Source organism: Parvibaculum sp. (genome assembly GCF_046297875.1).
In the GTDB taxonomy this organism is placed as follows: Bacteria; Pseudomonadota; Alphaproteobacteria; order Parvibaculales; family Parvibaculaceae; genus Parvibaculum.
The window spans coordinates 2311286-2327985 of record NZ_JBKBHD010000001.1; the positions used below are offsets into that span (position 1 = coordinate 2311286).

Below are 16700 nucleotides of genomic sequence, written 5' to 3' on the forward strand. Positions count from 1 at the left end.
CTTCAGTCGCATCCCGCAGCTTCGCTGCCTTGCCGTTTTCCTGACGGTGTCATGGGATGCGGCCCGCTTCGTGCATTTGCGCGGCTTTCCCTTTGCGGGCTTTCGAAATCGAATTCATAGGTGTCCGGAGGCAGTCGTGCCGGCGCCGTTTGTGCTTTCCGGCGGTGCATCAAGCGCCTGCACGCCGTCATTTGATGAAGGAACGTCACCATGAAACAAATCAAGAAACAGGAACAGGAATTTGGCGACGATCCGCTCTCGATACGCGAGACGGACCACTATCAGCAGGAATATGTCGAGTCCTTCGTCGACAAATGGGACGACCTCATCGATTGGGAAAGCCGCGCGGAGAGCGAAGGGCAGTTCTTCATCAATATTCTGAAGGAACGTGGCAAGCACAAGATTCTCGATGTGGCGACAGGTACGGGGTTCAACTCGGTGCAGCTCCTGAAGGCCGGATTCGACGTGACAAGTGTGGACGGCAGCGCGGAGATGCTTTCAAAGGCGTTCTCGAATGCGCGCGATCATGGCTTCGTCATGCAGACGGTTCATGCGGACTGGCGCTGGCTTAACAAGGATGTGCATGGGAAATTCGACGCCATCATCTGCCTGGGCAACTCCTTCACGCATCTTTTTGAGGAGCGCGACAGGCGCCGCGCGCTGGCGGAGTTCTACGCCGCGCTGAAGCATGACGGCATTCTCATCCTCGATCAGCGAAACTACGATGCCATTCTCGATCGCGGCTTCAGCACCAAGCACAAATACTATTATTGCGGCGACAAGGTCACGGCGGAACCAGCGCATGTCGACGATAGTCTTGCGCGCTTCCGCTATACCTTCTCGGACGACAGCGTCTATTACCTGAACATGTTCCCGTTGCGGAAAAACTACACACGCAAGCTGATGCACGAAATCGGTTTCCAGGCCGTCACCACCTATGGCGACTTCCAGGCCGGCTACAAGGACGAGGACACCGACTTTTTCATTCACGTTGCGGAGAAGGCCTATGAGCAAGACTAGATCGAACGCGGTGGCACAGGCGGAAGCCTATTACGACAGCCCGGACGCGGATTCCTTCTACTTCACGATCTGGGGCGGCGAAGACATCCATATCGGCATGTATGAAAGCGACGATGAGGCGATCGTTCCGGCAAGCCACCGGAACGACGAGACGCTCGCCTCGATGCTGAAGGGTGTGACGAAAGACAGTGTTGTGCTCGATATCGGCGCAGGCTATGGCGGCGCGGCGCGGCATCTTGCGAAGACGCGGGGCTGCAAGGTCATCTGTGTCAATATCAGCGAGACCCAGAACAGGCTCAATCGCGAGCTGAACCGTAAGGCAGGGCTCGACGGCCGTATCGAGGTTCTGCATGGCGATTTCGAGAATATTCCGGTCGAGCCGGACAGCGTCGACATCGTCTGGTCGCAGGATGCGATCCTGCACAGCGGCAACCGTCCGCGCGTACTCGACGAAGTGCAGCGAGTGCTGAAGCCGGGCGGGCAGTTCATCTTCACCGATCCGATGCAGGCCGATGACTGCCCTGAAGGCGTCTTGCAGCCGATCCTTGATCGCATTCATCTGGAGACGCTTGGCAGCTTCGGGTTCTATGAAAAGGAACTTTCGGCGCGAGGTTTCGAGAAGCTCGAGGTGATCGACATGACGCATCAGCTCCGCCGTCACTACTGGCGGGTGGGTCAGGAACTTGAGGCGAACTACGAGCGGCTGACCAAGGGCGTCAGCACGGATTATCTCGACAATATGCTGAAAGGTCTTGAGCGCTGGGTGGATGGCGCCGAGAAGGGCTGGCTTGCCTGGGGCGTAATGCACTACCGCTTGGCAAAGTGATAGCCGGGGGCTAGATTTCTACTGCCGGAACGACCCGGCGACAGGGATCGGAAGATGAGCGCGACACTTTTCGCACAGCTGAATTGGTGGACCACCTGAAGGGTGGCCCCGTTCCGTCGTCTGACGATCAAACCGGACAAGGCCGCCCCATCTGGAGGCGGCCTTTTCGTTTGCGCATAGGGCATCGAAGGCGTCTCCGGGTGGCGGCCAAGCCGTGATATCGGGAGAGAAACATGCTGAAGCCGCAAACGGGCGCCGCGCGCGAATTCGAACTCGAGGGTATCGTGCCCTGGGGGCGTCGCTTCTCGGAATACGAGGCGTTTTTTGCGCTGGCCGATTTCCGTTTTCCGGGAACGGTGCTCGATGTGGTTGCCGGGCCGTCATCCTTCGCAGCAGAGGCGCAGGCGCGAGGGATCAAGGTTGTGGCCGCCGATCCGCTCTACTGCTACCCGGGCGAGGAAATCGAGCGCCGCTTCGAACTGACGGTCGAGGCAATGCGGGCGGGAATGCGCCGTGCCGCCTATCGCTTCAACTGGAAGCACTACGGCTCGGAGGAGGGCATTCACCGGCTCAGGCGGGAGGCGCTGGCGCTATTTCTTGCCAACTATGAGGCGGGCAAGCGGGAGGGGCGATATGTGACGGCGGCCTTGCCTGTGCTGCCATTCGCGGATGGCGCCTTCGGCCTCGCGCTCGTCTCGCATCTCTTGTTCCTCTATGGGGACAAGCTCGACTTCGCCTTTCATCTGGCGGCACTCCGGGAGCTGTTGCGTGTCGCGCCGGAAGTTCGCGTATTCCCGCTGATGAACCTCGACGGCCTGCCGTCGAGCCATCTGCCGGGCGTAATGCGGACGCTGCGCGAGGAAGGCGCTGAGGTGGAGCTTGTCGAAGTGCCGTTCGAGTTTCAGCGAGGCGCCACACGCATGTTGCGGGCAAGGCGCCGATAAAGCGATACTCGCTGCCGCGGAGGCGTGAATGGGTATCGACAGCATTACGGGACTGCTTGGCGGGCTGGGGCTTTTCCTGGTCGGCATGTGGTTGATGACCGAGGGGTTGAAAGTCGCCGCCGGACCGTCGCTCAAGATGCTGCTTGAGCGCTGGACGAATACGAGGGCAAAGGGACTGGCAACCGGCTTTGCCCTCACAGCGCTTGTGCAATCGTCGAGCGCCGTGACGGTGGCGGCCATCGGCTTCGTCAATGCCGGTGTCCTGACGCTTGGGCAGGCGATCTGGGTCATTTTCGGCAGCAATGTCGGGACGACCATGACAGGCTGGATCGTCGCGACGGTCGGCTTGAATGTGAATATCGAGTTCCTCGCGTTGCCGCTGATCGGGCTCGGCATGATCGTGCGGCTGATCTGGTCCGGCGCGGCAAGGGGTGCGCTGGGCGAAGCCATTGCCGGCTTTGGCCTTTTCTTTCTCGGGGTTGCCGTTCTCAAGGAGACATTCGAGGGAATCGCGGCGGCTATCCCGATCGAAATGATGGCCGGCGGCTATTTGCAGGATTTTCTGTTCCTGCTTGCGGGCTTTGCCATCACCGCGCTGGCGCAGTCGTCGAGCGCCTCGATCGCGGTGGCGCTATCGGCGGTATCCGGCGGTTTGGTCAGCCTTGAAACAGGTGCGGCAATGGTGATCGGTGCCAACCTCGGTACGACGGTTACGGGAATGCTGGCCGTTCTCAATGCCACCTCAAATGCGAAACGGGTCGCGGCGAGCCATGTGATCTTCAATTTGGCGACCGGGGCGCTCGCCTTTCTCATCCTGCCCGGCTTCGTCTGGCTGGCGGGACTGGCGGCGGCAGCCGGATATGCCGATCCGGGGCCCGCGGCAACGCTGGCTCTGTTTCATACGTTGTTTAACGTTTCCGGCGTATTGCTGTTCTGGTTCCTAGGCGACCGGTTGATCCGTCGCGTCGAAGCCATGTTTACCTCGCAGGAGGAAAGCGAGGCCCGGCCAAGGCATCTCGACAGGACGCTGCGCGACATGCCGTCGCTCGCGGCGGCGAGCCTGCTGCTCGAACTTCGCAGGTTCGGCGGCATGACGAGCGACATGGTCGTGCAATATCTGAAGGCACCTGTAATGCGCGCGACTATGGTCGCGCGGCGCGCGCTTTTACTTGCAAAACTTTCCGAAGCGATCAGCGATTATGCGGCGGGCATGTCGGTGGCGCGGCTGCCGGAAAAGTTGCCGGATGCGCTTGCCCATAGTCTGCGCGCCTTGCAGCACTACAATGGCATGGTGCATGAATTGCAGGAATTGATGGAACACGTTGGCGAGCAGCGCAATCTGCCAGAGAGTCTGGCGGCGGAACTGCGCGGCTACCGGATTTCCCTCGAAGAGCTGCTTTCCGATACGTCGCTGACGGACAGGGCAGGAGATGGCGAGGCCCTGTCGGCGAGGGGACAGGCGTTCGAAGCGGAATACCAGCATATAAAGGATGCCGCGCTTTCAGCTGCGTCGCGCGGCGGCATGGATCACCTGAAACCCCTTGACGATGCGATCCGCGAGGCGGATCTCATCCGACGGATTGCCCATCATGCGGTGCGCGCAGCCATGCGGATCGAGGCGGCAGAAGCAATCGTCGCACCGCAGAAGCGGGACGCTCAGGCAGAGCCGGTGGCCGAAGCCGTGGCACGCAACGAGTAGACCTCAGCGCGCCACGCGGTCGAGGAAGGCGTCGATTGTGGCGACGACTTCCGGCTCGTCGAGGAAAGGCGCGTGGCCGCGGTCTTTCGCCGTGACGGCGGAGACATCCACATAGTCCGCTGTCATGCGGGTGACGATGGCCTCGCTCAGGAGGTCCGAATTCTCGCCGCGCACGACGAGAACCGGCTTTTGCGCCAGCGCGCCGAATTGCGGCCACATAGTCGGCACTTCGCCATTCGAAGCTTCGAGTCCCTTGCGCATGGCGGTGCCGATCTTCGGGTCGTAATCGAGTTTCGGGGCGCCATTGTCCTCGGCGAAGGTGCGCCGGCTGAACGCCCGCCATTCTTCGGCGGTGAGGTTCGGGAATTCGCGTTCGTTCATCATGCGCAGCTTTACCGCCGCCTCGTCCCAGCTTTGCGGCGTTTCCATGATGCCGACATAACCGGCGATGCGCTCGATGCCTTTCCTTTCGAGCTCCGGGCCTATGTCGTTCAGGATCGCGGCCTTGATGACATTCGGGCGGAACGCTGCAAGCGCCATGGTGACGATACCGCCGCGCGAGGTGCCGATGAAGACCGCCTGGCCGATGCCTGCGGCACCCATCAGGTCGAGTGTGTCCATCATTTCATGGGCAGGCGTGTAATCCGCCCAGTTATCGCACCAGGCCGAGCGGCCCCGGCCCCGGAAGTCCGGGCAGAGGACGCGGTGCTTCGCAGCGAGATGCGTTGCCAGCGCGTCGAAGTCCTTTGAGTTGCGGGTGAGGCCAGGCAGGCAGATGACAGGCGTGCCTGGCGCCGCGCGGTCGCCATAATCCCGGGCATAGAGCTGCAGGCCATCCTGGCTGGTGTAGAAGACGTCACGAAATGAGGCGGCCATGCGGAGGCACTCCACGCTGTTACGAGGTGGCGATCTTGTTCAAGCGAGACGGCTGCCGCAAGCGCGAAAGCGTGACTAGTGGTCTTCTGCTTCGATGACCGGGGCCATGCCGCTCACCGGCGATGCGACGGGTGTCGGCGTCACGGTGCCAGGGATAGCCGAAGGCTGTGCGGCGGGCGTAGCGCCAGGCGGTGCGAGCGGAACATTGCTAGGCCGAGGTGTAGGCGCGGGGTCATTGATCGGGGCCGAGCCGGTGTAACGGCGAATGTCTTGATCGATGCGAATGGGCTGCGGCGCGCCGTCAAGCCGCCCGCGATAGACCTCGAGATTCTCCATCACGCGCTGGACGTAGTTGCGTGTTTCCGAAAACGGGATGCTTTCGATCCAGTCGATCGGATCGACAGCGGTCGAGCGGGGATCACCGAAGCGGTTCACCCATTGGCGGACGCGGGATGAGCCGGCGTTGTAGGCGGCGATGCTCATGATGTAGGAGCCGCCGAATTCGTTCTCGACAAGGTCGCCGAGATGGGCGGCACCAAGCGTCGCATTGTAGACGGGGTCGTTCAGGCGGCTCTGGTTATAGGGCAGGCCGACCTGCTTTGCGACGATACGCGCCGTGCCGGGCATGAGCTGCATGATGCCGCGCGCACCGGCCGGGCTCAGCGCATTCGGGTCGAACTCGCTTTCCTGCCGCGACAGGCCGTAGACGAGCGCCTTTTCGACAGGCGGGCCGCGATGCGTCCATGCGGGCATGGCGTCGGTCGGATAGGCGTGTTCGGCGATCACGATATTGCGGGAAAGTGCGTTCTTGGCAACACGCAGCGAGAGCTTGCGGTCGCCGAAATTGAGCGCCAGCTCAGACAAGGCACTGAGTTCGGTCTTGCTTTCGAGCGTGTTCGATAGATGCAGCATGACGGCCCAGAGTTCCCGTTCGCGCTCCATGTCTTTCAGAATTCGCGCGGCGCGCACGAGTTCGCGGTCCGAGAACTGCCGGGTCGTGCCTGCATCGCGTGGCGGCTGGGCGGGCAGAGTGAGCTTCACATCCCCGCCGCGGCTCGCAAGGGCCGCCTTGGCGAGCTGACCGTAGAAGGTCGTCGGATAGGAGGCGGCTAGGTTGAAATAGCGGTCAGCGTCCGCCTGCTTGCCGGCGGCGGAGGCTGCGCGCGCAGACCAGTATTCCGCTCGCGCCTTGCTGATGGGCGTCGAAACGCCCGCCTCGAGCTTGCGGAAATGGTCATAGGCCATGTCGGGCTTGTTCAGGAACTGGAGCGCAATCCAGCCGGCCATGAATTCGGCATCTGCAAAGTCCACGCCTTCGCTGAGGCCGCTGCCCGCGGCAATCTGGTAGGCCTGCATGTAGAGGCCATCGGCAAGAGCCTTGCGTGCAAGAATGCGCCGTTCGATCCACCAGGTTTCCGGCCGGACCAGTTTGTGCGGCTCGGTCGGCGCGGTCAGCAGCAGCGGCAGAGCATTGTGATCGTTGCCGCGCTGGCGCTCATAGCGCACCTGCTCGTAAAGCAGGCCGGGGTCAGCGCGCAGCGCCGGCGGCACCTGCGATAGCGCGGCCTGGGCCCGGCTTGATCCGGAAATGAACTCGATGCGCGCATCGGCAAGGGCGCGGGCCTCCTGGCCGAGAAGGGCGGCGGTGGTGCGGGCATCCGAGGTGCGGCGCTCCCAGAGGAGGCGGGCGAGCCGGTTCTGCTGCGCTTCGGTATTCAGATGCTGGCCATAGGCCGCCAGAATTTCCTTTTGCCGGGTGGGGGAGAAGTCGTTTTCGACCCATGCCCGGCGGATCCATTCCGCGCCTTCGCCCGTGCGCCCGAGTTCAATGAGCGCCTTGCCATAGCGGATGCGGCCTTCGCCTGTCTCCGGCCCATTGGCCGAGAACCATTCGACGACATCCTCGTTCGACATCGGATAGGAGAGCAGCGCGCGTTCCGCCCGAAGATTGAGTGTTGCCATGCGCGGCCAGCCCGGATTGGCGTCCGTGAAGGCGACGATCTCGGAAAAGGTCGCGGTGCTGTTGTCGGAAATGAGGCGGGACCAGGTGACGAGTTTGATGGCCGTGGGGTCGGAGACTTGCGGCAGGTGCTGGCTTGCGGCAATCCAGTTGCCGCGATCCGACTCCGCGAAGGCCGAACGCAGGGCGCCGATCTGGGCGGCGCTCAGACCCGAATATGCACCGGCCGAAGCGGCCCGCGCAGCCGGTGCGGCTGCTACCGGTGTGGCGGCCGCCTGGGCGCCATCGGGGCGGGCAAGGGGAACTGTCGAGGCGGTCGAACCCACGGATGTGGCGGCGAGTGCCGCCAGGGATAGAGCCGCAACCCGAAAACGCTTCACCGAGGACTTTGCCATCGAGGTGTTTTACCTGACCTGTATGAGCCGAATCTTGCCTGCGCCGCGGCCCATCAGGGGCCGGGCGTGCGCCGCTGACCGTATAGCGGCACTGCCTCAGCCTGCCATCCAGTCATTTATTTGAGACTAATCGCGGCCCCCACTGCGCCGCAACAGGAACCGGAGGCCGGAACAGGCAGGTTTCTTGCCGCGTCCGGTACTTGCGGTTATGTTGCGCGCCTTCGGGAACCGCCCGAAACAGCCCCCCGGCAGGGTAAATCCGGGGTAACGGAGCCATAGCCATGTTCAAGGGATCGTTCACTGCACTCATTACGCCGTTCAAGGGCGGCAAGGTGGATGAGTCGGCGTTCGTGAAACTTGTGGAATGGCAGATCGAGCAGGGTACGCATGGGCTGGTTCCCTGCGGCACGACGGGCGAGTCCCCGACGCTGTCGCATGATGAGCACAAGCGAGTGGTTCAGCTTTGCATCGAGACGGCGCGCGGCCGGGTGCCCGTCATCGCCGGGGCGGGCTCGAACAATACGGTTGAGGCGATCGAGCTGACCGCTTTCGCGAAGGAAGCGGGCGCCGACGCCGTGCTCAGCGTGACCGGCTATTACAACAAGCCGTCGCAGGAAGGCATCTATCAGCACTTCAAGGCGGTGAATGATGCCGTCGACATTCCGATCATCCTCTACAACATTCCCGGCCGGACCATTGTCGACATTTCGCTGGAGACGATGACCCGGCTTTTCGCTCTGAAGAACGTGGCCGGCGTAAAGGATGCAACCGCGAATATCGCGCGGGTGAGCCTGCAGCGCATGGCGATGGGGACCGATTTCTGCCAGCTTTCGGGTGAGGACGCGACCGCGCTTGCCTTCAATGCGCATGGCGGCGTCGGTTGCATTTCGGTGACCGCAAATATCGCGCCGAAGCTTTGCGCGGAATTCCAGGAGGCGACGCTTGCCGGCGATTATGCCAAGGCGCTTCAGATTCAGGACCGGCTGATGCCGCTCCACAACTCGCTCTTCATCGACCCCAATCCGGCACCGGTGAAGTATGGCGCAAGCCTGCTTGGCCTTTGCGAGAATGAAATCAGGCTTCCGCTGGTGACAGCGAGCGCTTCGGTTCAGGACAAGGTTCGGGACGCGATGTGGAGTGCCGGCCTCCTCAACTGAGGGGCGGGAAGGAAACAGGCGAGCCATGTCCTCTAAAAGCGGCGGCGCCAAACGGAAGCCCGGTGACGGCAGCAAGATCATTGCCGACAACCGCAAGGCGCGCTTCAACTACAGCATTACCGAGACGTTCGAGGCCGGTATCGAGCTCAAGGGCAGCGAGGTTAAGTCGCTGCGCACGGGGCAGGGCAGCCTCAACGAGGCCTATGCCCATGCGACGAAGGATGGCGAGATCATGCTGGTCAACGCCTATATCCCCGTCTATCTGCAGGCAAACCGCTTCAACCATGAGACGCGGCGGCCGCGAAAGCTGCTGCTGCACCGGCGCGAGATCGACAAGCTCACGGCGGCCGTGCAGCGGCAGGGCATGACCATCGTGCCGCTCCGCATGTATTTCAACGACAAGGGCTTCGTGAAGGTCGAGATCGGGCTTGCACAGGGCAAGAAGCTCGCCGACAAGCGCGAGACGCTGAAGGAGCGCAGCTGGGAGCGCGACAAGGCTCGGCTGATGCGCGAAAAGGGCTGAGACCCTTCAGTTTTCGAGGCAGGACTTGATGGCGCGGAAGACGCTCTGGAACATTTCCGGCGTAAGGCGGCGCGTGTTCGTGTTGTAACGCGAGCAGTGATAGCTGTCGAAAAGCGTTACACCGCCGGGAAGCTCGTGCGTTGCGCCATGCCCGAATGTGGCGGAAGCCTTGCGGATTCCTTGTGCCGAAAGCACTGCGTCATGGGCAATGCGGCCCAATGCCAAAATGGCTCTGAGGTCCGGCAATGCGGCGATACGGGATTTGAGAAAACCGAGACAGTTTTTCGCTTCGGCGGGCGTCGGCTTGTTTTGCGGCGGGACGCAGCGCACCGCATTGGTAATCATCGCGCCTTTCAGCTCAAGCCCGTCATCCGGGCGTGCGTCGTATGTTCCTTCGGCAAGGCCGAATTCAAGCAGCGTGCCGTAAAGAAGATCGCCGGCAAAGTCACCGGTGAAGGGCCGGCCGGTGCGGTTCGCTCCCTTTACGCCGGGTGCGAGGCCGACGATGAGGAGGTGCGCATTCGCATCGCCGAAGGAGGGAACCGGGGCATTGAACCAGTCGGGATGCGCCGCGTCATTGTCGCGGCGATAGGCGACTAGGCGAGGGCAAAGCGGACAGTCGAGGGGCGCTTCGGCGGGAGAAGTCATTGCGGTCCAGTCAGACGCGCACGGGACGGCTGTCCTGATCGTTCTCTTCGTCGTCGTAATCATATTCATCATCGTCGTTGCGGAGCGCAGGCGCCGGACGATCCGAATGACTGCGGCCGACAATATCGCGCATGGATTCGAGGTCGATATACTGGTCGGCTTGGCGGCGAAGTTCGTCGGCGATCATGGGCGGCTGGCTGCGCATGGTGGAGACGACGGTGACGCGCTTGCCCTTGCGCTGCAGCGCATCGACCAGGCGGCGGAAGTCGCCATCGCCGGAAAAGATGATCATGTGGTCGAGCTTGTCGGCGATTTCGAGCGCGTCGATCGCAAGCTCGATATCCATGTTGCCCTTGATACGGCGGCGGCCATTCGCGTCGGTGAATTCCTTGGCCGGCTTCGTCACCACCGAGTAGCCGTTATAGTCCAGCCAGTCTATCAGCGGACGCAGCGGAGAATATTCCTGATCTTCGAGGAGGGCAGTGTAGTAGAAGGCGCGGATCAGGGTGCCCTTGCCCCGGAAATGATCCAGCAGGCGCTTGTAGTCGATGTCGAAGCCAAGACCGCGGGCGGCGGAATAGAGATTCGCGCCATCAATGAAAAGGGCCATTCGCTCATGTGGATAAAAGATCATTCAAAAACTCCAAACAAGAATGCGGTTATGAAAAAAGACCTGACTTCGCTTCATCTGGCAGCTTTAAGGTTTCCTGCAGAGACTTAGAACCGGAATAGTGGCTCGCGCAAGGTTTCCGGCAAGGCCGGGCAAGATGTTCTTCGGCAATTGATTCGTTTGACTTCGAAATACCCAGTTTGAATGCAATGAATATAATTCTGATTGCACTCGGCGCCAATCTTCCCGGCGCGTCTGGCGGGCCGGAAGCGACGCTTCGGGCTGCGCTCAACACGATGCCGTCGTTCGGGATTCGAGTCGTTCAGGTGGCGTCATTCTACCGGACGCCGGCGCTGTCCGATTATACGCAACCGGATTATGTTAATTCAGTGGCCGAAATCGAGGCAGCCGAGCCGCCCGAGGCGCTTCTCCGGACATTGCACAGGATCGAGTCGCTGTTTGGCCGGGTGCGGCGGGACCGGTGGGCACCGCGGGCTATCGACCTCGACCTGCTGGACTATCGGGGCATTGTTATGCCCGGCGGCAACGCCCGGAGCGGGGTCGCTGGAATGCCAATTGCCTTGCCGCATCCGGGGATTAGCGGACGGAGCTTCGTTCTGGTGCCACTTCGGGAGGTCGCGCCCGGCTGGCGGCACCCGGTCAGCGGGGAGAGCGTTGAGCGCCTGATTGCGGCGTTGCCCCATGGCGAGCTTGCCCGCATTCGCCGGACCAGTGGCTAAAATCGTCGCAGAATTGGCTCTAAGAGCCTGTTCCTGCTTGCTTTCTGAGGGTTCAGCCCCTACATACAGGGCCAAATCAGGATCCTGAATACTGGAGTTTTGTGCAATGGCCCGCGTGACCGTTGAAGACTGCGTCGACAAGGTGCCCAACCGCTTTGAGCTGGTTCTGCTCTCGGCACACCGGGCGCGTGCCATGTCGGCTGGCGCGGAGCTGACCGTCGACCGCGACAATGACAAGAACCCGGTCGTGGCGCTGCGCGAGATTGCCGAGCGGACCATTCTGCCCGAGGATCTGCGCGAGGATCTGATCGGTTCGATGCAGAGCCGCGTCGATACGGAAGAGCCGGAAGTCGAGAACATGCAGCTTCTGATGGCCGGCGAGACCAGCGTCGAGGTTCAGGATACGTTCGGCTCGGCCGAAGGCGGCGGCGACCGCATGAGCGAAGAAGAGCTGCTCCGCGCCATTCAGAGCCAGATCGACTCGCCGCAGCAGAAATCTGCCGATGCGGACGACATGGACGGGGAAGACTGAGAACGGGTGATCCGGGCCGGAGGACGGCCTCAAGGCCCAGACGCTATTCGGTTCAAGCGCCGCCCGGCCGGAAGGTAAGGGGCGGCGCTTTTCGTTTGCGGGCAGGCTGCCTTACGTGTTTTGGCCGCATGGCGGCGCCCCTTGGATGTTAGGATTGTTGCAAGGAAGGTCACGGGAGAATCGAAGGCATGTTGCGTCAGTATGAGCTCGTCGATCGCGTGCTCGGCTACGATCCGAAAGCGGACGAAGCCCTGATCAACCGCGCCTATGTCTATGCCATGAAGCAGCATGGCAGCCAGAAGCGCGCCAGCGGCGATCCTTATTTCTCTCACCCGATCGAAGTCGCCGGCATCCTGACGGACCTCAAGCTCGACACCGCAACGATCGTGACCGCGCTGCTGCACGACACGATCGAGGATACCGGCTCGACGATGGACGAGCTCACCAAGCTGTTCGGACCGCAGGTGGCGGGGCTCGTGGACGGCGTGACGAAGCTCACCCGGATCGAACTCACATCCGAGCGGTCGAAGCAGGCGGAGAATTTCCGCAAGTTCCTGCTCGCCATGTCGAATGACATCCGTGTGCTCCTGGTGAAGCTCGCCGACCGCCTGCACAATATGCGGACGCTGCATTTCATCTCGTCGGCGGATAAGCGGCAGCGGATCGCGTTGGAGACGATGGAAATCTATGCGCCACTGGCGGGCCGCATGGGTATTCAGGAGATCCGGGAAGAGCTGGAAGACCTCGCCTTCAAGGAATTGAATCCGGAAGCACGCGAGGCGCTCGTCAAGCGGCTCAACGAGTTTCGCGAGTCGACAGGCGATGTCGTGAAGAAGATTGCCACGGAGATCAGGGAGACGCTTGAAGCGGCCGGTCTTCCCTGTGAGGTGATCGGACGTGAGAAGCGGCCCTACTCAATGTGGCGCAAGATGGAGCGCCGCGCGATCTCGCTCGAGCAGCTATCGGATATTTTCGGCTTCCGCGTGATTGTGGACGATGTGCCGGACTGCTACCGCGCGCTCGGCGTGTTGCATACGGCATGGCCGATGGTGCCGGGGCGCTTCAAGGATTACATTTCGACGCAGAAGGCGAATGGCTATCGCTCGCTGCACACCACCATTATCGGTCCGCAGAAGAAGCGCGCCGAAGTGCAGGTGCGCACGCGAAAGATGCATGAAGTGGCCGAATACGGTATCGCGGCGCACTGGCTCTACAAGGAGGCGGCTGGCGGCGATGCGACCGGAGAGTTTGCAGCGACCTTCAAATGGCTCCGTCAGCTTATCGAGATGCTGGAGCATGGGGCCTCGCCGGAAGAATTCCTGGAGCATACGAAGCTCCAGATGTATTCCGACCAGGTGTTCTGCTTCACTCCGAACGGGCTGCTGATCACGCTGCCGCGCGGCGCAACGCCCATCGATTTTGCCTATGCCGTGCATACCGAGATCGGCGATACCTGCGTGGGTGCCAAGATCAACGGTCGGCACATGCCGCTTCGCACCAAGCTCGAAAATGGCGACGAAGTGGAGATCATTCGTTCGCAGGCCCAGAAGCCGTCACCCGCGTGGGAAGCGATCGTTGCGACCGGCAAGGCGCGTTCCGCCATCCGGCGGTCGATACGTGCGGCGAAGCAGGCCGAATTCAGCAAGCTCGGCCGCCAGATCGTCAAGACGGCATTCGAAGCCGTGGGACGCGATGCAAGCGATACGATCCTCGAGCGCGCGCTGGGGCCGCTGCGCAAGCACGATCTCAATGACCTTCTCGCGTCGGTCGGCGACGGCACGCTGAATGCGGCGCAGGTGTTGCTCACGGTTTATCCGGAGGAACCGGCGCCGAAGGCGAGCCGCAAGCGCGGGTCGCGGGCAAACGGCAAGGACGAGGGCAGTGGTTCGGTGCGGGTGACGGGGCGGGCGTCCGGCCTCGCGATCCGCCTTGCGCCGGAGATGTTCCCGCTGCCGGGCGAACGTATTGTCGGCATCATGATGCCGGGCGAAGGTGTGATCATCTATCCGATCGATGCGCCCGCTCTAGAGGAGTTCGATGGCGATACACAGCGCTGGATAGATGCGACGTGGGATATTGACCCAGAGCACCCGCAGAGCTTTCCTGCGCGCCTTCGCGTAACGGCGAAGAACGAGGTCGGTTCGCTCGGTCATATTGCGACGCTGATTGCCGATTATGGCAGCAATATCGCCAATCTCTCGCTGGCGCAGCGCGATATGGATTTCTACGACATCCAGCTCGATCTCGAAGTGCGTGACCTGAAGCATCTGACGCGGATCATGTCGGCGCTGAACGGGCTCTCCTGCGTCAATACAGTGGTGCGCCCGCGGCGCTGACCGACAAGTCTCACTCAAAAACAAAGCCGGTGGAAAATGGATCAGGAAAAGGTTCTCAAGGAGTTCGAGAAGGCCGGCGCACTGCTCAGGGGCCACTTCATCCTTTCATCGGGGCTGCATAGCCCGGTCTTTCTGCAGAAGGCGCTGGTGTTCATGAACCCGGCGCGTACTTCAAAACTCTGCAAGGCGCTCGCCGCGAAAATCGCGGGCGAGGTGAAGGGGCCTATTGATGCCATTATTTCGCCTGCTGTTGGTGGCATCATTCCCGGCTACGAGACGGCAAGGCACATGAAGGTTCCTGCCATGTATGTCGAACGGGAGAATGGCGAATTCGCACTCCGGCGCGGCTTTCATCTCGAAAAGGGCATGCGTGTGGTGATGGTGGAAGACATCGTGACAACCGGGCTTTCCTCGCGCGAGTGCATCGAGGCGATCAAGAAGACGGGCGCCAAGGTTGTGGCCGCGGCTTGTCTGATCGACAGGTCGGGCGGCAAGGCCAAAGTCGGCACGAAGCTCATTTCGCTCGCCCGGATCGCCATTCCGGCCTATCCGGCCGACAAGCTGCCGAAAGAGCTTGCGGCGCTGCCCGCCGTGAAGCCGGGCAGCCGGCATCTTGCATGAGGTAGTGAATTGTTTCGCCGTCGTGTCGAACTTCACCCGATCAGGAAGCTGAAGGAGTTTTTCTGGCCGAGTTCCGGCTGGAAGAGGTCGTTTCAGTATGGGTGGCGGCGCGTGTGGCGGCTTTCAGGCACGCCGCATGCGATCGCGCTCGGGGTGGCGGCAGGGGTGTTTGCTTCCTGCACGCCGTTGTTCGGCTTTCATATTCTGCTGGCGATGCTGGTTGCCTGGGTGATCCGGGGCAATCTGGTGGCCAGCGCCCTTGGAACATTTGTCGGCAACCCGCTGACATTTCCTTTCATCTTTCTGGTGGTTTACGAAGTCGGCACCTTCATGGTCGGTGTGCCGGTGGGGCATGTCGATCCTGATATCGAGGGCATGGTGCAGCAGGCGGGAGCCTTCGACCGCTTGTTGCCGCATATCGTTCCCCTGCTGGTAGGGGCTGTGCCCGTCGGAATTGTCTCGGGATGTGTCTTTTACGTCATTACGCGGAGCGGCGTTGAAGCCTATCAATCGCGCAGGCGAATATTGCTGGAAGAACGGGCGAGGGTGCGCGCCGAAGCGGCTGCGGCAAATTCCACCGGGACAAACGGCCTCGGGATGACCAAGGGAGATGCGGTATGAGCGATGTGACAAGGCCTGGCTATCTGCGCCTCGGCGTCAATATCGATCATGTGGCAACGATCAGAAACGCGCGCGGGAACGATCATCCGGATCCCGTGAGGGCCGCGAAACTCGCTGCGGAGGCCGGCGCGGACGGCATCACGGCTCATCTGCGCGAGGACCGGCGTCATATTCGCGACGATGATATTGCGCGGCTGATGGACGAGATCGGTCTGCCGCTCAATCTCGAAATGGCGGCAACGCCGGAGATGCTCGCAATTGCTTTGAAGCATCGCCCCCATGCCTGCTGCATCGTGCCGGAGAGGCGCGAGGAAGTAACGACGGAGGGCGGTCTCGACGCTGCCGGGCTGCACAATCACCTGAAGCCGATCGTCGACAGGTTGAGCGATGTCGGCATTCGCGTTTCGCTGTTTATCAATGCCGACAAACGCCAACTTGAGGCTGCGCGTTCGCTCGGTGCGCCGGTCGTCGAGCTGCATACCGGCGCCTATTGCGATGCGGTGCTCGAGAAGCAGAGCGCGAAGCGGGATGGGGAGCTTGCCCGTCTCGTTTCGGCAGCGCGAGACGGCGCGGCGCTTGGGCTTGAAGTTCATGCCGGGCACGGGCTCACCTTCGACACGGTTGGCCCGGTGGCCGCGATCCCCGAACTTGCCGAACTCAATATCGGCCATTTTCTGGTTGGCGAAGCGATCTTCACCGGCCTTGCCGAAAGTATTCGCATCATGCGTGAAGCCATGGACGTGGCGCGCGCGACAGCCGACGACTTGCGATCCAGGGATGTGCGATGATTATCGGTATCGGCAACGACATCATCGACATAAGGCGCGTGGAGCAGACGCTGGACCGTTTTGGCGAGCGCTTTGTCAAGCGCATCTTCACTGAAGTGGAGCAGCGCAAGTCGGAAGGGCGGCGCATGCGGGCGGCATCATATGCGAAGCGGTTTGCAGCGAAGGAGGCCTGCTCCAAGGCGCTCGGTACAGGGTTGCGCCGCGGGGTTTTCTGGCGTGACATGGGCGTCGTCAACATGCGCGGCGGGCAACCGACCATGGCGCTTACCGGCGGTGCGCTCGACAGGCTTCACGAAATCACGCCGGAAGGCATGTCGCCCGTTATTCATCTGACCATTACCGACGATCACCCGCTCGCGCAGGCATTCGTCATTATTTCCGCCGTGCCCAGGTCCTAGGCATCG

Annotated in this window: 17 protein-coding genes; 13 read left to right on the forward strand and 4 right to left on the reverse strand. The window is 61.7% G+C overall.

Annotation, left to right across the window (positions count from 1 at the left end):
• Positions 1–210 precede the first annotated feature (210 nt).
• The 4 genes from ACK4FH_RS11415 (at position 211) to ACK4FH_RS11430 (ending at position 4489) form a co-directional block, all read left to right on the forward strand.
• On the forward strand, positions 211–1020 hold the full coding sequence (locus tag ACK4FH_RS11415) for a class I SAM-dependent methyltransferase (protein ID WP_409813704.1): 810 nt from the start codon (positions 211–213) through the stop codon (positions 1018–1020).
• Positions 1007–1846: an SAM-dependent methyltransferase gene (locus ACK4FH_RS11420; RefSeq protein ID WP_409813707.1), complete on the forward strand. Its 840-nt coding sequence runs from the start codon at positions 1007–1009 to the stop codon at positions 1844–1846. The genes ACK4FH_RS11415 and ACK4FH_RS11420 overlap by 14 nt, the downstream gene beginning before the upstream one ends.
• Before the next feature lie 233 nt (positions 1847–2079).
• The gene (locus ACK4FH_RS11425) at positions 2080–2790 is read left to right on the forward strand and encodes a hypothetical protein (RefSeq protein ID WP_409813709.1); all 711 of its coding nucleotides are present in this window, start codon (positions 2080–2082) and stop codon (positions 2788–2790) included.
• Positions 2791–2818: 28 nt separating this feature from the next.
• A complete protein-coding gene (locus tag ACK4FH_RS11430) occupies positions 2819–4489 on the forward strand; it encodes a Na/Pi cotransporter family protein (RefSeq protein ID WP_409813711.1) in 1671 nt (556 codons plus the stop codon).
• A gap of 3 nt (positions 4490–4492) precedes the next feature.
• On the opposite strand, the gene ACK4FH_RS11435 is transcribed toward ACK4FH_RS11430, so the two are convergent.
• Both ACK4FH_RS11435 and ACK4FH_RS11440 read right to left on the reverse strand, forming a co-directional pair.
• Positions 4493–5365 carry an alpha/beta fold hydrolase gene (locus tag ACK4FH_RS11435; protein WP_409813713.1) on the reverse strand — a complete coding sequence of 291 codons (873 nt, stop codon included), beginning with the start codon at positions 5363–5365 and terminating at the stop codon, positions 4493–4495.
• 75 nt (positions 5366–5440) lie between these two features.
• Positions 5441–7720 (reverse strand): lytic transglycosylase domain-containing protein, encoded by a 2280-nt coding sequence (locus tag ACK4FH_RS11440; RefSeq protein ID WP_409813715.1) that lies wholly within the window; start codon positions 7718–7720, stop codon positions 5441–5443.
• 281 nt (positions 7721–8001) lie between these two features.
• On the opposite strand from ACK4FH_RS11440, the gene dapA reads away from it, so the two are divergent.
• Both dapA and smpB read left to right on the forward strand, forming a co-directional pair.
• Positions 8002–8877, forward strand: a complete 876-nt coding sequence (gene dapA / locus ACK4FH_RS11445) for a 4-hydroxy-tetrahydrodipicolinate synthase (RefSeq protein ID WP_409813717.1) — start codon at positions 8002–8004, stop codon at positions 8875–8877.
• A gap of 25 nt (positions 8878–8902) precedes the next feature.
• Positions 8903–9400 (forward strand): SsrA-binding protein SmpB, encoded by a 498-nt coding sequence (smpB, locus tag ACK4FH_RS11450; RefSeq protein WP_409813719.1) that lies wholly within the window; start codon positions 8903–8905, stop codon positions 9398–9400.
• Between the two features lie 6 nt (positions 9401–9406).
• On the opposite strand, the gene ACK4FH_RS11455 is transcribed toward smpB, so the two are convergent.
• Together ACK4FH_RS11455 and ACK4FH_RS11460 are read right to left on the reverse strand one after the other, a co-directional pair.
• The gene (locus ACK4FH_RS11455) at positions 9407–10048 is read right to left on the reverse strand and encodes a uracil-DNA glycosylase (RefSeq protein WP_409813721.1); all 642 of its coding nucleotides are present in this window, start codon (positions 10046–10048) and stop codon (positions 9407–9409) included.
• A gap of 10 nt (positions 10049–10058) precedes the next feature.
• Positions 10059–10679: an NYN domain-containing protein gene (locus ACK4FH_RS11460; protein WP_409815258.1), complete on the reverse strand. Its 621-nt coding sequence runs from the start codon at positions 10677–10679 to the stop codon at positions 10059–10061.
• Positions 10680–10867: 188 nt separating this feature from the next.
• Between ACK4FH_RS11460 and folK the strand changes: the two genes are divergently transcribed.
• The 7 genes from folK (at position 10868) to acpS (ending at position 16694) form a co-directional block, all read left to right on the forward strand.
• Positions 10868–11398, forward strand: coding sequence for a 2-amino-4-hydroxy-6-hydroxymethyldihydropteridine diphosphokinase (gene folK, locus ACK4FH_RS11465; RefSeq protein WP_409815260.1), 531 nt, complete (start codon positions 10868–10870; stop codon positions 11396–11398).
• A 106-nt stretch (positions 11399–11504) separates the two neighbouring features.
• Complete coding sequence (gene rpoZ / locus ACK4FH_RS11470) at positions 11505–11930, forward strand: DNA-directed RNA polymerase subunit omega (protein WP_409813724.1); 426 nt, start codon at positions 11505–11507, stop codon at positions 11928–11930.
• Between the two features lie 188 nt (positions 11931–12118).
• Entirely contained in the window at positions 12119–14266 is a 2148-nt protein-coding gene (locus ACK4FH_RS11475) for a RelA/SpoT family protein (RefSeq protein ID WP_409813726.1), read from the forward strand.
• A gap of 36 nt (positions 14267–14302) precedes the next feature.
• Positions 14303–14887, forward strand: a complete 585-nt coding sequence (pyrE, locus tag ACK4FH_RS11480) for an orotate phosphoribosyltransferase (protein WP_409813728.1) — start codon at positions 14303–14305, stop codon at positions 14885–14887.
• Positions 14888–14896: 9 nt separating this feature from the next.
• Positions 14897–15508, forward strand: coding sequence for a DUF2062 domain-containing protein (locus ACK4FH_RS11485; protein WP_409813730.1), 612 nt, complete (start codon positions 14897–14899; stop codon positions 15506–15508).
• On the forward strand, positions 15505–16296 hold the full coding sequence (locus ACK4FH_RS11490; RefSeq protein ID WP_409813731.1) for a pyridoxine 5'-phosphate synthase: 792 nt from the start codon (positions 15505–15507) through the stop codon (positions 16294–16296). The genes ACK4FH_RS11485 and ACK4FH_RS11490 overlap by 4 nt, the downstream gene beginning before the upstream one ends.
• Positions 16293–16694 carry a holo-ACP synthase gene (acpS, locus tag ACK4FH_RS11495; protein ID WP_409813733.1) on the forward strand — a complete coding sequence of 134 codons (402 nt, stop codon included), beginning with the start codon at positions 16293–16295 and terminating at the stop codon, positions 16692–16694. The genes ACK4FH_RS11490 and acpS overlap by 4 nt, the downstream gene beginning before the upstream one ends.
• Positions 16695–16700 lie beyond the last annotated feature (6 nt).